This is a genomic window from Micromonospora sp. NPDC047521, from assembly GCF_055587305.1.
The window spans coordinates 347,815-365,461 of record NZ_JBVJGN010000006.1 but is presented as its reverse complement, the minus strand read 5'-3'; the positions used below and the strand labels follow the sequence as shown (position 1 = coordinate 365,461).

16 protein-coding genes are annotated in these 17,647 nt (G+C 71.1%); 10 read left to right on the top strand and 6 right to left on the bottom strand.

The window, feature by feature from the left end; translation table 11 throughout:
• Nucleotides 1–24: 24 nt before the first annotated feature.
• On the bottom strand, nucleotides 25–1,188 hold the full coding sequence (locus ACZ6N8_RS16750; protein ID WP_466010914.1) for a sensor histidine kinase: 1,164 nt from the start codon (nucleotides 1,186–1,188) through the stop codon (nucleotides 25–27).
• Between the two features lie 266 nt (nucleotides 1,189–1,454).
• Between ACZ6N8_RS16750 and phoU the strand changes: the two genes are divergently transcribed.
• Complete coding sequence (gene phoU / locus ACZ6N8_RS16745; protein WP_466010815.1) at nucleotides 1,455–2,108, top strand: phosphate signaling complex protein PhoU; 654 nt, start codon at nucleotides 1,455–1,457, stop codon at nucleotides 2,106–2,108.
• A gap of 51 nt (nucleotides 2,109–2,159) precedes the next feature.
• Here phoU and ACZ6N8_RS16740 read toward each other — a convergent pair whose 3' ends face one another.
• Nucleotides 2,160–2,927 carry a phosphoglyceromutase gene (locus ACZ6N8_RS16740; protein ID WP_466010813.1) on the bottom strand — a complete coding sequence of 256 codons (768 nt, stop codon included), beginning with the start codon at nucleotides 2,925–2,927 and terminating at the stop codon, nucleotides 2,160–2,162.
• A gap of 155 nt (nucleotides 2,928–3,082) precedes the next feature.
• Here ACZ6N8_RS16740 and ACZ6N8_RS16735 point away from each other — a divergent pair, with 155 nt between their 5' ends.
• Both ACZ6N8_RS16735 and ACZ6N8_RS16730 read left to right on the top strand, forming a co-directional pair.
• Entirely contained in the window at nucleotides 3,083–4,366 is a 1,284-nt protein-coding gene (locus ACZ6N8_RS16735) for an MDR family MFS transporter (RefSeq protein WP_466010811.1), read from the top strand.
• Between the two features lie 47 nt (nucleotides 4,367–4,413).
• Entirely contained in the window at nucleotides 4,414–5,688 is a 1,275-nt protein-coding gene (locus ACZ6N8_RS16730; protein WP_466010809.1) for an MFS transporter, read from the top strand.
• 383 nt (nucleotides 5,689–6,071) lie between these two features.
• Here ACZ6N8_RS16730 and ACZ6N8_RS16725 read toward each other — a convergent pair whose 3' ends face one another.
• The 3 genes from ACZ6N8_RS16725 to mshA form a co-directional block, all read right to left on the bottom strand.
• Nucleotides 6,072–7,028 (bottom strand): hypothetical protein, encoded by a 957-nt coding sequence (locus ACZ6N8_RS16725; protein WP_466010807.1) that lies wholly within the window; start codon nucleotides 7,026–7,028, stop codon nucleotides 6,072–6,074.
• Nucleotides 7,029–7,253: 225 nt separating this feature from the next.
• Nucleotides 7,254–7,769, bottom strand: a complete 516-nt coding sequence (locus tag ACZ6N8_RS16720) for a type III secretion system chaperone family protein (protein ID WP_139587913.1) — start codon at nucleotides 7,767–7,769, stop codon at nucleotides 7,254–7,256.
• A 57-nt stretch (nucleotides 7,770–7,826) separates the two neighbouring features.
• Nucleotides 7,827–9,191 carry a D-inositol-3-phosphate glycosyltransferase gene (gene mshA / locus ACZ6N8_RS16715; RefSeq protein ID WP_466010805.1) on the bottom strand — a complete coding sequence of 455 codons (1,365 nt, stop codon included), beginning with the start codon at nucleotides 9,189–9,191 and terminating at the stop codon, nucleotides 7,827–7,829.
• A 203-nt stretch (nucleotides 9,192–9,394) separates the two neighbouring features.
• Between mshA and ACZ6N8_RS16710 the strand changes: the two genes are divergently transcribed.
• Nucleotides 9,395–10,165 carry an SDR family oxidoreductase gene (locus tag ACZ6N8_RS16710; protein WP_466010803.1) on the top strand — a complete coding sequence of 257 codons (771 nt, stop codon included), beginning with the start codon at nucleotides 9,395–9,397 and terminating at the stop codon, nucleotides 10,163–10,165.
• Nucleotides 10,162–10,950 (top strand): class I SAM-dependent methyltransferase, encoded by a 789-nt coding sequence (locus tag ACZ6N8_RS16705; protein WP_466010801.1) that lies wholly within the window; start codon nucleotides 10,162–10,164, stop codon nucleotides 10,948–10,950. The genes ACZ6N8_RS16710 and ACZ6N8_RS16705 overlap by 4 nt, the downstream gene beginning before the upstream one ends.
• Before the next feature lie 23 nt (nucleotides 10,951–10,973).
• Here the strand turns inward: ACZ6N8_RS16705 and ACZ6N8_RS16700 are convergent, their stop codons facing one another.
• Nucleotides 10,974–12,056, bottom strand: coding sequence for a UDP-N-acetylmuramate dehydrogenase (locus ACZ6N8_RS16700; RefSeq protein WP_466010799.1), 1,083 nt, complete (start codon nucleotides 12,054–12,056; stop codon nucleotides 10,974–10,976).
• A 69-nt stretch (nucleotides 12,057–12,125) separates the two neighbouring features.
• Here ACZ6N8_RS16700 and ACZ6N8_RS16695 point away from each other — a divergent pair, with 69 nt between their 5' ends.
• From ACZ6N8_RS16695 to ACZ6N8_RS16675, 5 genes are all read left to right on the top strand, one after another.
• On the top strand, nucleotides 12,126–12,884 hold the full coding sequence (locus tag ACZ6N8_RS16695; RefSeq protein ID WP_466010798.1) for a maleylpyruvate isomerase family mycothiol-dependent enzyme: 759 nt from the start codon (nucleotides 12,126–12,128) through the stop codon (nucleotides 12,882–12,884).
• A 179-nt stretch (nucleotides 12,885–13,063) separates the two neighbouring features.
• On the top strand, nucleotides 13,064–14,371 hold the full coding sequence (locus tag ACZ6N8_RS16690) for an ABC transporter substrate-binding protein (protein WP_466010797.1): 1,308 nt from the start codon (nucleotides 13,064–13,066) through the stop codon (nucleotides 14,369–14,371).
• 68 nt (nucleotides 14,372–14,439) lie between these two features.
• A complete protein-coding gene (locus ACZ6N8_RS16685) occupies nucleotides 14,440–15,438 on the top strand; it encodes a carbohydrate ABC transporter permease (RefSeq protein WP_466010795.1) in 999 nt (332 codons plus the stop codon).
• Entirely contained in the window at nucleotides 15,435–16,268 is an 834-nt protein-coding gene (locus ACZ6N8_RS16680; RefSeq protein ID WP_357993537.1) for a carbohydrate ABC transporter permease, read from the top strand. The genes ACZ6N8_RS16685 and ACZ6N8_RS16680 overlap by 4 nt, the downstream gene beginning before the upstream one ends.
• A complete protein-coding gene (locus tag ACZ6N8_RS16675) occupies nucleotides 16,265–17,644 on the top strand; it encodes a GH1 family beta-glucosidase (protein ID WP_466010793.1) in 1,380 nt (459 codons plus the stop codon). The genes ACZ6N8_RS16680 and ACZ6N8_RS16675 overlap by 4 nt, the downstream gene beginning before the upstream one ends.
• Nucleotides 17,645–17,647 lie beyond the last annotated feature (3 nt).

Sequence of the window (17,647 nt, the reverse complement as noted above, 5' to 3'; positions counted from 1 at the left end):
CGGGGATTTCCTTTCCATGTGCTGTCAGACCTGCCGTAGCTCGGCCGGACCGGTCTCGATCCCAACCGGCGGCAGTGTCGCCAGCAGGTCGTCCGGTGGACTTGCGGGCAACCGGAGGGTGAACGTCGATCCACCACCAAGAGTGCTCGACACCTCGACCCGCCCGCCATGGTTGCTCGCGATGTGTTTGACGATGGCCAGGCCGAGCCCGGTGCCGCCGGTGGAACGTGAGCGGGCCTGGTCGGCCCGGTAGAACCGTTCGAAGATCCGGTCCACGTCGGTAGGGGCGATACCGATGCCCTGGTCGGCGACCGCGATCTCGACGTGCTCGTCACCCCCGCGCAGGGTGACCCGTACCGAGGTGTCCTCGGCCGAGTAGTTGATGGCGTTCTCCACCAGGTTCGCCACCGCCGTGGCGAGCTGGGTGTCGCTGCCGTACACGGTGAGGCCACGCTCGCCGTCCACCGTCACCTCGACGCCCCGCGCGGAGGCCGTGGTGCGGGTCCTGTCGACCACCTCCGCGATCACCCAGTCCAGCGCAACAGGCTCCGCCGGCGGCTGCGGCTCGGCGCCCTGCAACCGGGTCAACTCCAGCAGCTCCTGCACCAGCCGACCCAGCCGGGTCGACTCGTGCTGGATGCGCTCGGCGAACCGCCGGGCGGCGACCAGGTCCTCGGAGAGGTCGGGCGCCGCGGCCTCGGCCGGTTCGGTGGCGTCCAGCAACGCCTCGGCGAGCAGTTGGAGCGCGCCGATCGGGGTCTTGAGCTCGTGGCTCACGTTCGCCACGAAGTCACGTCGCACCCGGGCCAACCTGTGTGACTCGGTCACGTCGACCGCCTCCACCGCGATGAAACCGTTGCCGATGCCCATCGCCCGCAGGTGCACGCCGAGCGGGTTCTCCCCCGCGCTGTCGCGGCCCCGGGGCAGGTCCAGCTCGATCTCGCGCCGCACGCCGGTGCGCCGCACCTGGCCGGCGAGGGTACGGATCAACGGGTGCGCGGCGATCGTGCCCGGGGTGCCGCCGGCACGCAGCAGACCCATCGCGCGGGCGGCCGGGTTGATCAGCACGGGTACGTCGTCGTTGTCCAGCACCACGACACCGGCCCGGAGCGAGTCGATCGTCCGGCGGCCGAGCCCGGCCTGCTGCTCGTCGGCTATCGCGGGCCTCCCCAGAATCCGGGGCAGCATGAATCCGACGGCCAACCCGGCCGCCAACGCCACGGCCACCACGACCGCCACCGCCCACTCCACCCGGCGATCGTAGGGTCATTGTTAACCTGGCTACCACACAGAACGGGACGAACCACCCGCACTTCGAGGAATGTTCACCCCCGCGTCTGGCGTCGTTCACCGTGGTTCATCCGGGGTCCGTCCGCGCCACCTACCGTTGGCGTCGCACCTGCTCAAGACAGCGCCGGCAACCCGTCGGCGGCGACCGACCACAGGACGTGATGATGCGCGACGAGTTCCGGGCCGACCTCCAGATCGTCAGCCAACTGCTGGTGGACATGGCCGAGGGTGTCCGCGCCGCCATGCGCCAGGCCACCCGGGCCCTGCTCACCGCCGACCGGCAGGCCGCCGAGACGGTCATCGAGCGGGACGCCGAGATCGACGACCTCTACCGACACGTCGAGGAGCGGGTCTGCGACCTGCTCGCCCGTCAGGCGCCGGTGGCGTCCGACCTGCGGGCGATGATCACCGCGTTGCACGTCGCCGCCGACCTGGAGCGGATGGGTGACCTCGCCGACCACGTGGCGAAGACGGCGCTGCGCCGGCACCCGTCGCCCGCCGTGCCGGCGGAGCTGCGCACTGTCTTCACCGAGATGTCCGAGATCGCCGACCGGATGGCGGCGAAGATCGGTTCGGTGCTGGCGAAGCCCGACGCCGACCTCGCAGGCGAACTGGACCGCGACGACGACGCCATGGACGAGCTGCACAAGAGTCTGTTCTCGGTGCTGCTCGGCGACGACTGGCCGTACGGGGTGGAGACAGCCATCGACGCCACTCTGCTGGGCCGCTTCTACGAGCGCTTCGCCGACCACGCCGTCAACGCCGGCGAGCACGTGATCTTCCTGATCACTGGGGAGAACAAGCTCGCGGGCAACTGAGCCGACGCGAAAGGGGGGCCCCGCGGTGCGGGGCCCCCCTTTCCCGTGCTGTCAGCGGCCCTGGTTGGCCACCGCGGCCGCCGCTTCCTTAGCCGCCGTCGGGTCCAGGTAGGTGCCGCCCAGGCTGAGCGGACGCAGCTGCGGGTCGAGGTCGTAGCGCAGCGGGATGCCGGTCGGGATGTTCAGCTTGGCGATCGCCTCGTCGGAGATCTGGTCGAGGTGCTTGACCAGGGCGCGTAGCGAGTTGCCGTGCGCGGCCACCAGCACCGTCCGGCCGGCCAGGATGTCCGGTACGATCGAGTCGTACCAGTAGGGCAGCATCCGCTCGACGACGTCCTTGAGGCATTCGGTACGCGGCATCAGCTCGGTCGGCAGCAGCGCGTACCGCGGGTCGCCGACCTGCGACCACTCGTCGTTGTCGTCGATCGGCGGCGGCGGCGTGTCGTACGACCGGCGCCAGAGCATGAACTGCTCCTCGCCGTACTCGTCAAGGGTCTGCTTCTTGTTCTTGCCCTGCAGGGCGCCGTAGTGCCGCTCGTTGAGCCGCCACGACCGACGTACCGCGATCCAGTGCCGGTCGGCGGCGTTCAGCGCCAGCTCGGCGGTGCGGATCGCCCGGCGCATCACGCTGGTGTGGACGACGTCCGGCAGCAGGTTGTGCTCGCGCAGCAGCTCGCCGCCGCGCCTCGCCTCGCCCTCGCCCTTCTCGGTCAGGTCGACGTCGACCCAGCCGGTGAAGAGGTTCTTGGCGTTCCAGTCACTCTCGCCGTGCCGCAGCAGGACCAGCGTCCCGATGGTGGGCCCCTCGCTCGCAGTCATGCGGATCATCCTGCCTCAACCCGGTACGGGACACGCGGGCACCCGTCGTGACGACCACCACGTGAAAAAGCGGGTGACCTCCCGATCAACGCGCCACTAGGGTTGTAAGGCGCTGTAGTCAGATCGGTCATTACCATTGCAAGCGGGGGCACGACGTGCGGACGATGCGGAGCTGGTTCCGGGACACCACAGGTGGCCTACCGACCACCTTCTGGTACCTGTGGACCGGGACTCTGATCAACCGGCTCGGCTCGTTCGTCCTCGTCTTCCTCGCCATCTACCTGACCCAGGAACGCGGGTTCTCCGCCTCCCAGGCCGGCCTGGTGCTGGGGTTGTGGGGCGTCGGCGGTGCGGTAGGCACCACCGCCGGCGGGACGCTCGCCGACCGGTGGGGACGCCGCCCCACGCTGCTGACCGCCCACGTCGGCGCGGCAGCCATGATGCTCGCGCTGGGCCTGGCCCGGGACCTCTGGGCGGTGGCGCTGGGTGCCCTGCTGCTCGGCCTGTTCGCCGAGGCGGCCCGACCCGCGTTCGGCGCCATGATGATCGACGTGGTGCCGGCGAAGGACCGGCTGCGGGCGTTCTCGCTCAACTACTGGGCGATCAACCTCGGCTTCGCCTGCGCGGCGATCCTCGCCGGCCTGGCCGCGCAGGCGGACTACCTGCTGCTGTTCGTGGTCGACGCCGGCACCATGCTGATCACCGCGCTGATCATCTTCGTCAGGGTGCCGGAGACCAGGGACGCCGGACCCGCCGCCGGAGTCACGGCACGGGCCCCGCGCGGCGCCCTGCGGACGATCCTCAGCGACCGCGTCTACCTCGGGTTCGTGGCGCTGAACCTGTTCGCCGCGCTCGTCTTCCTCCAGCACATCTCCATGCTGCCGATCGCCATGGGCGACGACGGCCTCAGCCCGGCCACCTACGGTTCGGTGATCGCGCTCAACGGCATCCTGATCGTGGTCGGCCAGCTCTTCGTGCCCCGGCTGATCCGGGGCCGCAGCCGCTCCCACGTGCTCGCGCTGGCCGCCGTGGTGATGGGCGTCGGTTTCGGGCTTACCGCGTTCGCCGGCACCGCCTGGTTCTACGGCCTCACCGTGCTGATCTGGACGGTCGGCGAGATGCTGAACTCGCCGTCCAACTCCACGCTGATCGCCGAGCTGTCGCCGGCCGAGCTGCGGGGCCGCTACCAGGGCGTCTTCTCCCTCTCCTGGCAGATCGCGGGTGCCAGCGCGCCGATCCTCGGCGGCCTGGTGCGCGAGCACGCCGGCAACGACACGCTCTGGTACGCCTGCGCCGTGATCGGCGCCCTGACGGCGGTGGCCCATCTGGTGTCCGGGCCGGCCCGGGAGCGGCGGGCCGCCGAGCTGCGCCGCTCCGGCGAGGCGCTGGCACCGGTCGGCACCACCCGGGCGGCGCAGCCCACCGAGGCCGCAGCCTGAACCGCCCGGCCCACTACTGTTAGGAAGCCGAACTGTAGGGAGGTCGGGTGCGGGCGCTGCGCCATTGGTGGAACGACACTGCCGGCGGGCTCCCCGCCACCTTCTGGTACCTCTGGGCCGGCCTGCTCATCAACCGGGCCGGCGCGTTCGCGATGCTCTTCCTGTCGCTCTACCTCACCGACGCGCGCGGGGCGAGCGAGGCGTTGGCCGGCACGGTCGTCGGCGCGTACGGAGCCGGTGGGGCGGTAGGTGTGCTGCTCGGCGGGGTGCTGGCCGACCGGTGGGGCCGCCGGAACACCCTGCTCGCCGCGCACCTCGTCACCGCGGCCCTGATGGTGGCGCTGGCGTTCAGCCGACCGCTGGTGCTGATCGCGGTGCTGTCCGCGCTGGTCGGCGTCGTGCACTCGATGCCCAGCCCGGCCTTCGTCGCGGCGATCGTCGACGTGGTGCCCGCGCACCGCCGCTCCCGCGCGTTCAACCTCCAGTTCTGGGCGTTCAACCTCGGCATGGCGGTCGCCTCACTGCTCGCCGGGGTGCTCGCCGAGGCCAGTTTCACCGCCCTGTTCCTCGTCGACGCGGGCGCCACCCTGACCGCTGCCGTCGTGATCGGCTGGAAGGTGCCGGAGACCCTGCGACGGGCCGCGCCGGCCGTCGACCTCGGGCCGACGACCGGCTCCGGCGGGACCAGGCGTCCCGGCCTGCACACCGCGCTCACCGACCGGACCTTCCTGGTCTTCGTCGGGCTCACCTTCGTGCTTGCCGTCCTGACCCTCCAGACCTCGACGATCATGCCGCTGGCGATGCGGTCCGACGGCCTGGGCCCGTCGGCGTACGGGGTGGTGGTCGCCCTGGGCGGCGCGCTGATCGTCATCGGGCAGCTGTTCGTGCCCCGGCTGATCGACAGGCACCGCAAGGACGTGGTGCTGGCGGTCTCCACCGCGCTGCTCGCGCTGGGTTTCGGCGTGCTCGCCGTCGCGGACGACCTCGCGGTCTACCTCGGCGCCGCCGTGGTCTGGACCGTCGGGTCGATGCTCGCCGCCCCACCCAACGCGCAGATCAACGCCGACCTCGCGCCGCCGCAGCTGCGGGCGCGCTACCAGTCGGTCTTCTACCTGACGTTCCCGGCCGCCGCGTTCGTCGCTCCCACGCTCGGCGGGGTGAGTCTGCAGTACCTCGGTGACCGGCACTGGCTCATCGTCGGCGGCCTGGGGCTGCTGGCCGCGCTCGGCCACCTGCTCGCCGGGCCACCCCGGGAGCGGCACGTCGCCGCGCTGCGTAGGGCCGCGGGCCGGGAGCCGGCGGATCGCGTCCCGACCGCCTGAGGCGACAAGGGGGTACGCACAACGCAAAGCGCCCACCACGGCCCGAAGGTCATGGTGGGCGCCCGCCGGTGGGGCCGGCGGCGGCGGGCAACACTCACCCCCGTAAGCATCGCCCGCTCACGCCGCCGGTCCAAACAGGTGGCCACCGTCCCCCAACGGTTTGTCCACCCGTCCCCTCGCGCCTCGCCTGGTGCGCGGATCTGATCGATCCGCCGCTCCCCCGAACGTTTCCAAGCGTGGCGCGGTGCAATAAAGTTAGTTCGCCCGGATTCTGGATTCAACCCAGACCGGCTGTTTCGCCGATCACAACTGACGAGTATCCCCAGTTCGGGCCTCGCTCTCTGGCAACAGCCGCATACCCCCGCGGCATTCCCGCAAACACCTCAGCCGTCCTCACGATCGGGTGACTCGGTCCGGAAGAAATTGCTCTGCCGGCCGTCCCGCATCTGCTCCTGGTAGATCAGGTTCAGCCGCCGCAGGTCGAACGTGTGGAACCACTCATCCCAGGTGATTTCACGGATCCGGCTGCTCTCCCGGTAACCGGGAATGTTGAACGTCAGCACCCCGGCCCGGCCGTCCCGTTCGGTACCGGCGATGGTGGCCGGCTTCGCACCGCGCTCCCGGGCCCACCGCTGGATCACCTCGTGGTTCGCGGTGATCAGACTCCGCCCCGGCCGCTCCGGCCGATCCGCGATCGACGAGATCACCTGCGAACTGCGGACCGAGCGGCCGGTGCCCCGACCGGTCCGGATCCCACCGGCGGCCGTACCCCCTGTCGACCGGGTCGCCGCGCGCTTCGCGGGCGCCCGCTTCGCCGCCGGACGTGCCGGAGCCTTGCGTGCCGGCGCCTTACGCGCGGGCGCGGTACGGGCCGTCGCCGTGGTCCTCCCGGCCCCCGTCGACTTCCGCGCGGCGGTGGTCCGCTTCGCGGCGGTGCTCTTCGTTGCGGCAGTGGTCTTCTTCGCCGCAGTGGTCCTCTTGGCCGCAGTGGTCTTCTTCGCCGCAGTGGTCTTCTTCGCCGCCGTGGTTCTCTTGGCCGCCGTGGTTCTCTTCGCCGCAGTGGTCTTCTTCGCGGCGGCGCGCTTCGCCGGCGCGCTCTTGTTCGCCGGCGCTGCCTTCGCCCGGCTCGACGCCGGCCGTGCCGCCGCCTTCTTCGTCGCGGCGGCGCGACCCGCCGACGCCCTGGTGCCGCCGGCCCGACCCGCCGGGCCGGTGCTGCCCCGGCCCGCGCCGGCGCGCATCGATCGCACCAACTGTTTCACCAGTTCCGGCTTGCGCAGGGCGGAGATCCCGGAGACACCGCGCTTGCGCAGTTGCCCACGGATGTCGTCCACCCGCATCCGGGAGATCTCCGACTCGGAGACTCCAGGAGTACCAGGCGTCTGGTTACCTGCCTGTCGTTTGGTCCTGGTCGCAGTTCCGCCGCGACCCGAGCTGTTCCGCTGAGCCATGGGACGCTCCGCTCCTCGACACTCCGTCCTCGGCGCGCGGGGGTCCCTGCCGCACCGCGCGGTGCGGCATACCCGTCAGGAGCACTCCGAACCACAGGCCGCGGGCCTGATGCGTCAGGTCGGGTCGGGACCGGACCCGGAGGGCTCGAAGAGATGGGCGAACGCGGCCAGATTCGCGGTCGACTCGCCGCGCTTGACCCGCCACTCGTACTCGCGCCTGATGGAGCTGCCGAAGCCGATCTCCAGCATGGTGTCGAACGACTCGTCGGCGTACGTGAGCACCGCCCCGAGCAGCCTGTCCAGCTCGTCGGCGTCCACCCCGGCCGGATTGACCCGCCCGGTCAGGTACACGTCGCCCACCGCGTCGGTGGAGAACGAGACGCCGTACATCCGGGCGTTGCGCTGCAACAGCCAGGCCCACAGCTCCTCGCGTCGCTCGTCCGGCTGGCGCATCACGAACGCCTCGACCCGCAGCGCGTGCTCACCCACGATCAGGTTGCAGATCGTCTTGAGCTTGTGGGTGCCCGGCAGGGTAACGGCGTACGAGCCGGGGCCTGTCGACTCCCAGGCCAGATCCCGCTCGGCGCAGACCGACTCGATAAGACTCGCAAGATCGCTCTTCGGGCTCACCGGACCCACTCTACGACCGACGCGGTCACCCCACCCGGCGACGACCGGCGGCACCGGTCACCAGGAGCAGGAGAGCGCCGGATCGGCCACCAGGTCGGCGGCGAGGCGGGTGCGGTGCGCGGCGATCGCCTCGCCGTACACGTCGAGCAGGCCGGCGACCGTCCGTTCCCAGGAGAAGTGCCGGGCGTGCTGCTCGGCGCCCCGGGCCAGCGCGGCGCGGCGGGCCGGGTCGGGCAGCAGACGGCCCAACGCGAGCGCCCACTCGACCGGGTCGTGCCCGTCGATAAGCACCCCGCTCACCTGGTCGCGTACGGCGGTGACCAGCCCGCCCACGGCGGCCGCCAGCACCGGCGTACCGCAGGCCTGCGCCTCCAAGGCCACCAGCCCGAACGATTCGTTGTGCGACGGCACCGCGACCACGTCGGCGGCCCGGTAGAGCGCCGGCAGGTCGTCCCCGGTACGCGGCGGCAGGAACCGCACCCGGTCGGCCACCCCGAGCGTGGCGGCCAGCTCGATAAGCGCGGTCGGCCGGTCCAGGCCGCTGCCACTGGGACCACCGCAGATCACCACTGTCACCTGGCCGGCCAGGGCCGGATCGCGCCGTCGCAGCGCGGCCACCGCCCGGATCAGCACGTCGGGAGCCTTGAGCGGCTGGATCCGACCGACGAAGGCGACCACGTACCCCTCGACCGGCAGGCCCAGCCGGCGACGCGCGTCGCGGGTGGCAGCGGACCGCTCGCCCGGCGCGGGCCGGAACCGGTCCAGGTCGACGCCCGGCTGCACCACACTCACGCGGGCCGGGTCGGCGTCGTACCGATCGACAAGGTCGCCGGCCTCCACGCGGGTGTTGGCGACCAGCCGGTCCGCCTCCGCCACCACCTGCTCCTCGCCGATCACCCGGGCCTTCGGCTCCGGCCTGTCGTCGGCCGCGAGCTGGGCGTTCTTGACCTTCGCCAGGGTGTGCGCGGTGTGCACCAGCGGCACCCCCCAGCGCTCCTTGGCCAGCCAGCCGACCTGGCCGGAGAGCCAGTAGTGGGAGTGGATCAGGTCATAGTGACCGGGCGGGCGGGACGCCTCGGCCCGCAGCACCCCTGCCGTGAAGGCGCAGAGCTGGCCGGGCAGCTCCTCCTTGGTCAGCCCCTCCAGCGGGCCGGAGGTGATGTGCCGGACCTGCACGCCGGGGGCCATCTCGACCACCGGAGGCAGATCGCCGGAGGTGGCCCGGGTGAAGATCTCCACCTCGACGTTGGCCTCGGCCAGCCGCCGGGCGACCTCCAGGATGTAGACGTTCATCCCGCCGGCATCACCCGTGCCGGGTTGGTGCAGCGGTGACGTGTGCACCGACAGGGTGGCGATCCGGCGGGGCCGGGGCCACGGTCGGGCACCTCGCTGACGACCGACGCCGGTGTGCATTTCCGCCACGTCCGCTCCTTAGTCACGGTTGATGCCGTCCCGCACGACCGGCGCTTCTCGGTCAACCTGTACGCCGGATGTCATCTTCCCCATCGGGCTACGGAAATGCGCCAGCGCGCCCGCCCGGGGTGACGGACCTCATCACCGGGCGCCCGTCGATGCGCGCCACGCCCGGTCGGAGGCGGCCGCGCGGCCGCTGTGACAATGGCCCGATGACCTCTGTCGCCATCGTCACCGGAGCGTCCAGCGGGATCGGCGCGGCCACCGCCCGTCGCCTGGCCGCCGAGGGTTTCCACGTACTCGCCGCCGCCCGCCGCGCCGACCGGCTCGCCGACCTCGTCACCGAGATCACCGCCGCCGGCGGGCAGGCCACCGCGGTGACCTGCGACGTCACCTCGGACGAGTCGGTCGCCGGGCTGGCTGAGGCCGCCGCGCAGGCGCCCGGCCCGGTCACCCTGCTGGTCAACAACGCGGGCGGCGCGCGCGGGCTGGACCCGGTGGAGTCCGGCTCGATCGGCGACTGGCAGTGGATGTACGACGTGAACGTGCTCGGCACCCTCCGGGTCACCCAGGCGCTGCTTCCGGCGCTGGAGGCGTCCGGCGGCGGCACCATCGTGGTGGTCTCCTCCACCGCAGGCCTGACCGTCTACGAGGGCGGAGGCGGCTACACGGCCGCGAAGCACGCGCAGACGGCCATCGCGGGCACGCTCCGGCTGGAGTTGTGCGGCCGACCGTTGCGGGTCGTCGAGATCGACCCGGGCATGGTGAAGACCGACGAATTCGGGCTGGTCCGCTTCGACGGGGACGCCGACCGGGCCGCCGCGGTCTACGCCGGAGTGCCCGACCCGCTCGTCGCCGACGACGTGGCGGACTGCATCGCCTGGTGCGCCACCCGCCCGCAGCACGTCAACGTGGACCGGCTTGTGGTCCGGCCACGGGCGCAGGCGGCCCAGCACAAGGTGCACCGGGTCGGCATGGGATGAGCCCGGCGGCGCGACGCCGACCGCTCGGAGTGGTCACCCGGGGGACGACAAACCCGAACCGGCTCCGCAGAGTGGACAACTGGATCGTCGCGACCTGCGCCGACCTGCTGCGGGATGCCGCCGATCCGCTTGTGGTCGACCTCGGCTACGGCGCCACCCCGGTCACCGCCGTGGAGCTGCGGGCCCGGCTGGCCGCGGCGGTACGTCCCGACGTACGCCTGGTCGGGCTGGAGATCGACCCGGCCCGGGTGGCCGCCGCCGCGCCGGCCGCCGACCCACCCGGGCTGACCTTCACCCGCGGTGGGTTCGAACTGGCCGGGCTCCGGCCGGTGCTGGTCCGCGCGTTCAACGTCCTGCGCCAGTACGACGAGACCGACGTGACCGAGGCCTGGTGGACGATGACCGCCGCGCTCGCCCCCGGCGGGGCGCTCGTCGAGGGGACCTGCGACGAGCTGGGCCGACTCGCCAGCTGGCTGCTGATCGACGCGGACGGCCCCCGGACGCTGACAGTGGCCGCGAAGCTCACCACGCTGGGCAGCCCCGCCGAGCTGGCCGAGCGGCTACCCAAGGCGCTGATCCACCGCAACGTCCCAGGCGAACCGGTCCACGACCTGATCCGGGCCCTGGACGACGCCTGGCAGACCGCCGCCCCCTACGCCACCTTCGGCCCCCGCCAACGCTGGATGCGGGCGGTGACCCACCTGAAGAACACCGGCTGGCCCGTCCTGCACACCCCCGCCCGCTGGCGTCAAGGCGAGCTGACCCTCCCCTGGCCCCTCCCCTAACCGGCCCCGGCGGGCGGGGTCGGTCAGAGGGTGCAGTTGATGAGGACTGGTTCGGGGTGGAGGGTCACGCCGAAGCGGGCGTACACCTCGTCGCGGATGGTGGCGGCCAGGGTGAGCAGGTCAGCGGTGCTGGCGGTGCCGCTGTGGTTGGTGAGGGCGAGGGTGTGTTTGCCGGAGATGGCCACGCCGTCCGGGCCGGGGTGCCCCTTCGCGAAGCCGGCCTTGTCGATCAACCAGGCGGCGCTCACCTTGACCATGCCGTCGACGCCCGGCCAGTTCGGCGGGTCGCCCAGGTCGGCGGCGCGTTCCCGCAGCGACTCGTACGTCGCCGGGTCGAGCACCGGGTTGGTGAAGAAGGAGCCGACCGAGCGGGTGTCCGGGTCGGCGGCGTCGAGCACCATGCCCTTGCCGGCGCGCAGGCGCAGCACGGCCGCGCGGGCGTCGGCAAGCGCCACCCGGTCGCCGACCTCGACGCCGAGCGCCCGGGCCAGTTCGGCGTACCGCACCGGGCCGGAGAGCGGGGACCTGGTGAGCCGGAAGTCGACGGAGAGGACCACCCAGCGGTCCCGGTACTTGAAGATGCTGCCCCGGTAGGCGAATCCGCAGTCGGCGGCGGGGATGAGGTAGCGGGTGTCCTCGGCCCTGTCGTACACCTCGACACCGGTGATCGTCTCGGCGACCTCCTGGCCGTACGCGCCGACGTTCTGGATCGGGGTCGCGCCTGTCGAGCCGGGGACGCCGGAGAGGCATTCCAGGCCGGCCCAGCCGTTGGCGACCGTGGCGGCGACCAGGTCGTCCCACGGTTCGCCGGCCTCGACGCGTACGGTGACCGACCCGGCGTCCTCGGCGACGACCCGCAGGCCCCGGGAGCGCACCAGCACGACGGTGCCGGGGAAGCCTGTGTCGCTGATCACCACGTTGCTGCCGCCGGCCAGGACGAGGATCGGTTCCTCGGCGGCCCGGACGGCCCGGACGATCTCGTCGGCGCTGGTCGCGGTCACGATCCGCCCGGCCGGCCCACCCATCCGCAGCGTGGTGTAGCTGGCCAGTGGACCAGGGATGGCACGATCGGCTTCGGTTGTCGGCTGGGCGTAGGCGTCTGACACGTCTTTCACCTTAGGCTGAGGAGTAGCCGTGGCACCCACTGGTCGCCCGGCACCCCCGGGAGGATGGCGATGAGCAGACTGCAGGGCAGCAAGGATTTCTGGATCGGTGCGCTCCGGGCGGAGGGGCCCGCCTTCGCCGCGGCGGTGGCCGAGGCGCCGCCGGAGACACCGGTGCTGTCCTGTCCGGGCTGGACGGTCAACGATCTCACCTTGCACCTCGCCGGTATCTACCATTGGGTTTCTTCGTTCGCCGGTTCCGGTGTGACGAGCGCTCCGCCCCGCCGGGAACCTGTCGAGTTGGCGCCCGGTGTGAGCCCGTTGCAGTTCTGGCAGCAGGGCTACGAGAAGGTGATGACCGTCTTCGACGGTCTCGACCCGGAGGCGCCGGTGTGGAACTGGGCCCCGCAGCCGAAGCGGGCGGGTTTCTGGCCGCGCCGGATGGCGCACGAGACGGCTGTGCACCGCTGGGACGCGCAGCTCGCCATCGCCGCCGGTGAGCCGGTGGAGGCGAAGCTCGCGGCGGACGGGGTGAGCGAGGTGCTTGACACCTGGCTGCCGGCGGGCCGGCGGCAGGTGCCTGGCGACTGGCACGGCGTGGTGCAGCTCGCGGCGACGGACGCGGCCCAGGAGTGGTATCTGCGGCTGCGCGGCCAGGGGGTGGCCCTGCTGGACACGGCGACCATCTTCGACCACGACGACCATCACGCCCGGGCGCAGGTCACCGGCACCGCGAGCGACCTCCTGCTGGCGCTCTGGGGTCGGGTGAGCTTCGAGACGTTGGACGTCACCGGGGACCGCACGCTGCTCGACGGTCTGCGTACCGACTGACCGGACCGCCACGGCGCGGGCGTCACCTCTTGGGGTGACGCCCGCGTTCGCGTTCCGGGCTCTCCCGAAACTTCGAGAGAGCGCTCTCTTGACAAGCTTCGGACCTAGCCATCACCCTCCTCTGAGAGCGCTCTCTCACCTATACCGCCATCGATCACCTTGAGAGGGGTCCGAACCCCATGGCAGTCTTCCCGCGCCGCCGCCTCGCAGCGGTGGCCCTCGCCGCCACCACCGCCCTGCTCGTCACCGCCGGCTGCGGCAGCGGAGACGAGCAGGGCGGAGACGGGCCGGTCACACTGACCGTCGACGTCTTCGGCCAGTTCGGCTACGAACAGCTCTACCAGGAGTACATGGCAGCGCACCCCGACGTGAAGATCGTCGAGCGGGGCACCGGCACCAACCTCGACGAGTACTCACCGAAGCTCACCCAGTGGCTCGCCGCCGGCCGTGGCGCCGGCGACGTCGTCGCCATCGAGGAGGGCCTGCTCGTCGAGTACAAGGCCAACCCCGGCAACTTCGTCAACCTGCTGGACCACGGTGCCGCCGACCTCAAGGGCAACTTCCTCGAGTGGAAGTGGAACGCCGGCCTGACCGCCGACGGCAAGCAGCTCATCGGCCTCGGCACCGACGTCGGTGGCATCGCCATGTGCTACCGCAAGGACCTCTTCTCCAAGGCCGGCCTGCCCACCGAGCGGGACGAGGTGTCCAAGCTCTGGCCCACCTGGCAGGACTACATCGCCACCGGCGAGAAGTTCGCCGCCGCCAGGACCGGGGCGTCCTTCCTCGACGCGGCCACCAACACGTTCAACACCATCCTGTTGCAGACCGCCGGCAACAGCAGCGGCTACAGCTACTACGACACGAGCGAGAAGCTGGTCGTCGACAGCAACCCGGCCGTGCGGCAGGCGTACGACACCACTATGGACATCATCGACTCGGGCCTCTCCGGCAAGTACGGCTCCTGGTCCGAGGAGTGGGTGTCGGCGTTCAAGCAGTCGAAGTTCGCCACCATCGCCTGCCCGGCCTGGATGACGGGCGTCATCGAGCAGAACTCCGGCCCGGCCGCCACCGGCAAGTGGGACATCGCCCGGGTGCCCGGCAACGGTGGCAACTGGGGCGGCTCGCACCTCGCGGTGCCGAAGCAGAGCAAGCACCAGGCCGAGGCGATCGAGCTGGCCAAGTTCCTCACCAGCGCCAAGGGTCAGATCGGCGCGTTCAAGGCCAAGGGCCCGCTGCCCTCCTCGCCGCAGGCGCTCGACGACCCGGCGATCACCGGCGCGAAGAACGCGTACTTCTCCGACGCGCCCGTCGGCTCCATCTTCGGCAGCGGCGCGAAGAGCCTCAAGCCGGTCTACATGGGCCCGAAGAACCAGGCCGTCCGCACCGAGGTGGAGAACGCCGTACGGACCGTGGAGCTGGGCCAGCGTAACCCCGCCCAGGGCTGGACGGACGCGGTGAACAACGCCAAGAAGGCCGCCGCCAAGTAGCCCGAGCGAGCGTGCGGGCGGGCCTCGGAAGCCGGGTCCCGCCCGCGCGACGAAAGGAGTTCTCGGGCATGGCCGTCCAGCTCGACGCCCGTCCGCCGGTCACACAGGCAACCGGTAACCACCGCCAGTCCTCGGGTCGGTTCAGCCGCCTCGACACCCGCTTCTCGCCGTACCTGTACATCGCCCCGTTCTTCCTGATCTTCGGCGTCTTCGGGGCGTACCCGCTGGCGTACACCTTCTGGGTGTCGCTGCACGACTGGGACCTGCTCGGCACCGACCACCCGTTCGTCGGCGCGGAGAACTACACCCGGCTGCTCGCCGACGCCGACTTCTGGCACGCGCTTGTCAACACGATGGGCATCTTCGTGATCTCCACGGTGCCGCAACTGCTCGCCGCGCTCTGGCTGGCCAACCTCCTGAACCGGGGGCTGCGGGCCCGCACCGGCTGGCGGATGGCCGTGCTCGTCCCGAACGTCACCTCCACGGCCGCCGTGGCGATCGTCTTCGGGGTGCTCTTCGGCCGCGAGTTCGGCATGGTCAACTGGCTGCTCGACCTGGTCGGGATGGACGCGATCGAGTGGAAGTCCAACCGGATCGCCTCCTGGGTGGCGATCTCCGCCATGGTCGACTGGCGGTGGACCGGCTACAACGCGCTGATCCTGCTGGCCGCGATGCAGGCCATCCCCCGCGACCTGTACGAGGCGGCGGCCATCGACGGCGCCAGCCGGGCGAGGCAGTTCTGGTCGGTCACCGTGCCCATGCTCAAGCCAACGATCATCTTCTGCACCATCATCGCCACCATCGGCGGCCTGCAGCTCTTCACCGAACCCCGGATGTTCAACTCCGGCACCAACCCGATCCGCGGCGGACCACTACGCGAGTCGCAGACCCTGACCATGTACATGTTCGAGAACGCATTCGCCCCGCACTACAACTTCGGGTACGGCTCGGCCGTGGCCTGGCTGCTCTTCGCGCTCATCGCGATCGTGGCGGCGGTCAACGTGCTGATCCTGCGCCGACTCGGCGGCGGAGCGCGCCCCAGCGCCCGGAAGGGATCCACCCGATGAGCCGGCTCTGGCGGGCCAGCCCGCTCACCTACCTGGCCCTGGTGTTCGCCGCCGTCCTGTCGATCTTCCCGATCTGGTGGATGTTCGTCGTCGCCAGCCGCAGCAACGACGCGATGGGCCAACTGCCACCACCGGTCACCCCCGGCGGCAACCTGGGCGCGAACATCGCCCGACTGTTCGACAACACCGACGCGTACTTCCTGACCGGCCTGATCAACTCGGCGATCGTCGCGACCACAGTGACCGTCTCCGTGGTGTTCTTCTCCAGCCTGGCCGGGTTCGCCTTCGCCAAGCTGAGGTTCCGGGGCCGCAACGCCCTGCTGCTGGTGATCATCGCGACCATGATGGTGCCGACGCAGCTCGGCGTGATCCCGCTCTACCTGCTCATGACGAAGCTTCAATGGAACGACAGGCTGCCCGCGGTGATCGTCCCGGTGCTGGTCACCGGGTTCGGGGTGTTCATGATGCGGCAGTACGCCGGCCAGGCCATCAGCGACGAACTGATCGAGGCCGCCCGGATGGACGGCTGCGGCACAGCCCGCATCTGGTGGCACGTGGTGGTTCCCGCACTGCGCCCGGCCGCCGCAGTACTCGGTCTGCTCACGTTCATGACCACCTGGAACGACTTCCTGTGGCCGTACGCTGTGCTGAACGACCCGGCAAACCCGACCGTGCAGCTCTCCCTGCGGGCGCTGTCGGACGGCTACTACCAGGACATGTCGCAGGTGTTCACCGGAACTGCCATCGCGACGCTGCCCCTGCTACTGGTCTTCGTGCTGTTCGGCCGTCAGATCATCGGCGGGATCATGGAAGGTGCGGTCAAGGCGTGAACGAGATCCGTTTTCCCGAGCATTTCCTCTGGGGGGCGGCCACCGCCGCGTACCAGATCGAGGGCGCCGCCCACGACGACGGCCGCGGTCCGTCCATCTGGGACACCTTCAGCCGCACCCCCGGCAAGGTGTACCAGGGCCACACCGGCGACGTCGCCTGCGACCACTACCACCGGTACGCCGACGACGTGGCACTGATGGCCGACCTGGGGCTGCGGGCGTACCGCTTCTCGGTCTCCTGGCCCCGGATCCAGCCCGACGGCACCGGCCCGGCCAACCCGCGCGGTCTGGACTTCTACGACAGGCTCACCGACGCGCTCCTCGAGCAGGGCATCGACCCGATCGTCACGCTCTACCACTGGGACCTGCCGCAGACCCTCGGCGACCGGGGCGGCTGGACCAACCGGGACACCGCCGAGCACTTCGCCACGTACGCCACAGCCGTGTACGCCCGCCTCGGCGACCGGGTGGACGTGTGGACCACCCTCAACGAGCCGTGGTGCTCGGCGTACCTGGGGTACGGCAACGGCGTGCACGCCCCGGGCGAGCAGGACCCGGCGGCGGCGTTCACGGCCGTACACCATCTGCTGCTCGGGCACGGCCTGGCGGCGCGGGCGCTGCGCGCGGCCGGCGCGCGCAGCGTGGGCATCACCCTCAACCCGGCCGACGTACGGCCGGCCGACCCCGACAGCGCGGTGGACGCCGCAGCGGTCCGCCTGGTCGACGGCCTGCACAACCGGATCTTCCTCGACCCGCTGCTGGCCGGCGGCTACCCCGACGACGTCCTCGAGCACGTGGCCCGCATCGTCGAGCCGACGTTCATCCGGGACGGCGACGAGAAGCTGATCGCCGCCCCGATCGACCTCCTCGGGATCAACTACTACGCACCCGGCTACGTGGCAGGTCGGCCGGACGGCGCCGGCAACGCCGCGTACCCGGGCACCGAGGGTGTCGTGCACTTCCTGCCGCCCACCGGACCGCTCACCGACATGGGGTGGATGATCGAGCCGGCCGGCCTGACCCGGCTGCTGGAGCGGATCGCCGCCGACTACCCGGGCGTGCCGCTGCTGATCACCGAGAACGGCGCGGCGTTCCCCGACAAGCCGGGCGCCGACTCGCCCGACGGACCGGCGCAGGTGATCGACACCGACCGGATCGCCTACCTCGACGGGCACCTGCGTGCGGCGCACGAGGCGATCGCCCGGGGCGTGGACCTGCGCGGTTATCTCGTATGGTCATTCCTGGACAACTTCGAGTGGGCGGAGGGTTACCGCAAGCGGTTCGGGATCGTGCACGTCGACTACCTGACCCAGCGGCGCACACCGAAGGCCAGCGCCCGCTGGTACCAGGAGGTGATCTCCCGGAACGGGCTGTGACGA

Bases quoted from the DNA above. Each gene is read 5' to 3' on its own strand.
- ACZ6N8_RS16725 (WP_466010807.1), bottom strand. From the start codon at position 7,028: ATGCGGGTGGACGACATCCGTGGGCAACTGCGCAAGCGCGGTGTCTCC.
- ACZ6N8_RS16695 (WP_466010798.1), top strand. From the start codon at position 12,126: ATGAGCAGACTGCAGGGCAGCAAGGATTTCTGGATCGGTGCGCTCCGG.
- ACZ6N8_RS16705 (WP_466010801.1), top strand. From the start codon at position 10,162: ATGAGCCCGGCGGCGCGACGCCGACCGCTCGGAGTGGTCACCCGGGGG.
- ACZ6N8_RS16710 (WP_466010803.1), top strand. From the start codon at position 9,395: ATGACCTCTGTCGCCATCGTCACCGGAGCGTCCAGCGGGATCGGCGCG.
- phoU (WP_466010815.1), top strand. From the start codon at position 1,455: ATGCGCGACGAGTTCCGGGCCGACCTCCAGATCGTCAGCCAACTGCTG.
- ACZ6N8_RS16680 (WP_357993537.1), top strand. From the start codon at position 15,435: ATGAGCCGGCTCTGGCGGGCCAGCCCGCTCACCTACCTGGCCCTGGTG.
- ACZ6N8_RS16685 (WP_466010795.1), top strand. From the start codon at position 14,440: ATGGCCGTCCAGCTCGACGCCCGTCCGCCGGTCACACAGGCAACCGGT.
- ACZ6N8_RS16740 (WP_466010813.1), bottom strand. From the start codon at position 2,927: ATGACTGCGAGCGAGGGGCCCACCATCGGGACGCTGGTCCTGCTGCGG.
- ACZ6N8_RS16690 (WP_466010797.1), top strand. From the start codon at position 13,064: ATGGCAGTCTTCCCGCGCCGCCGCCTCGCAGCGGTGGCCCTCGCCGCC.
- ACZ6N8_RS16750 (WP_466010914.1), bottom strand. From the start codon at position 1,188: ATGCTGCCCCGGATTCTGGGGAGGCCCGCGATAGCCGACGAGCAGCAG.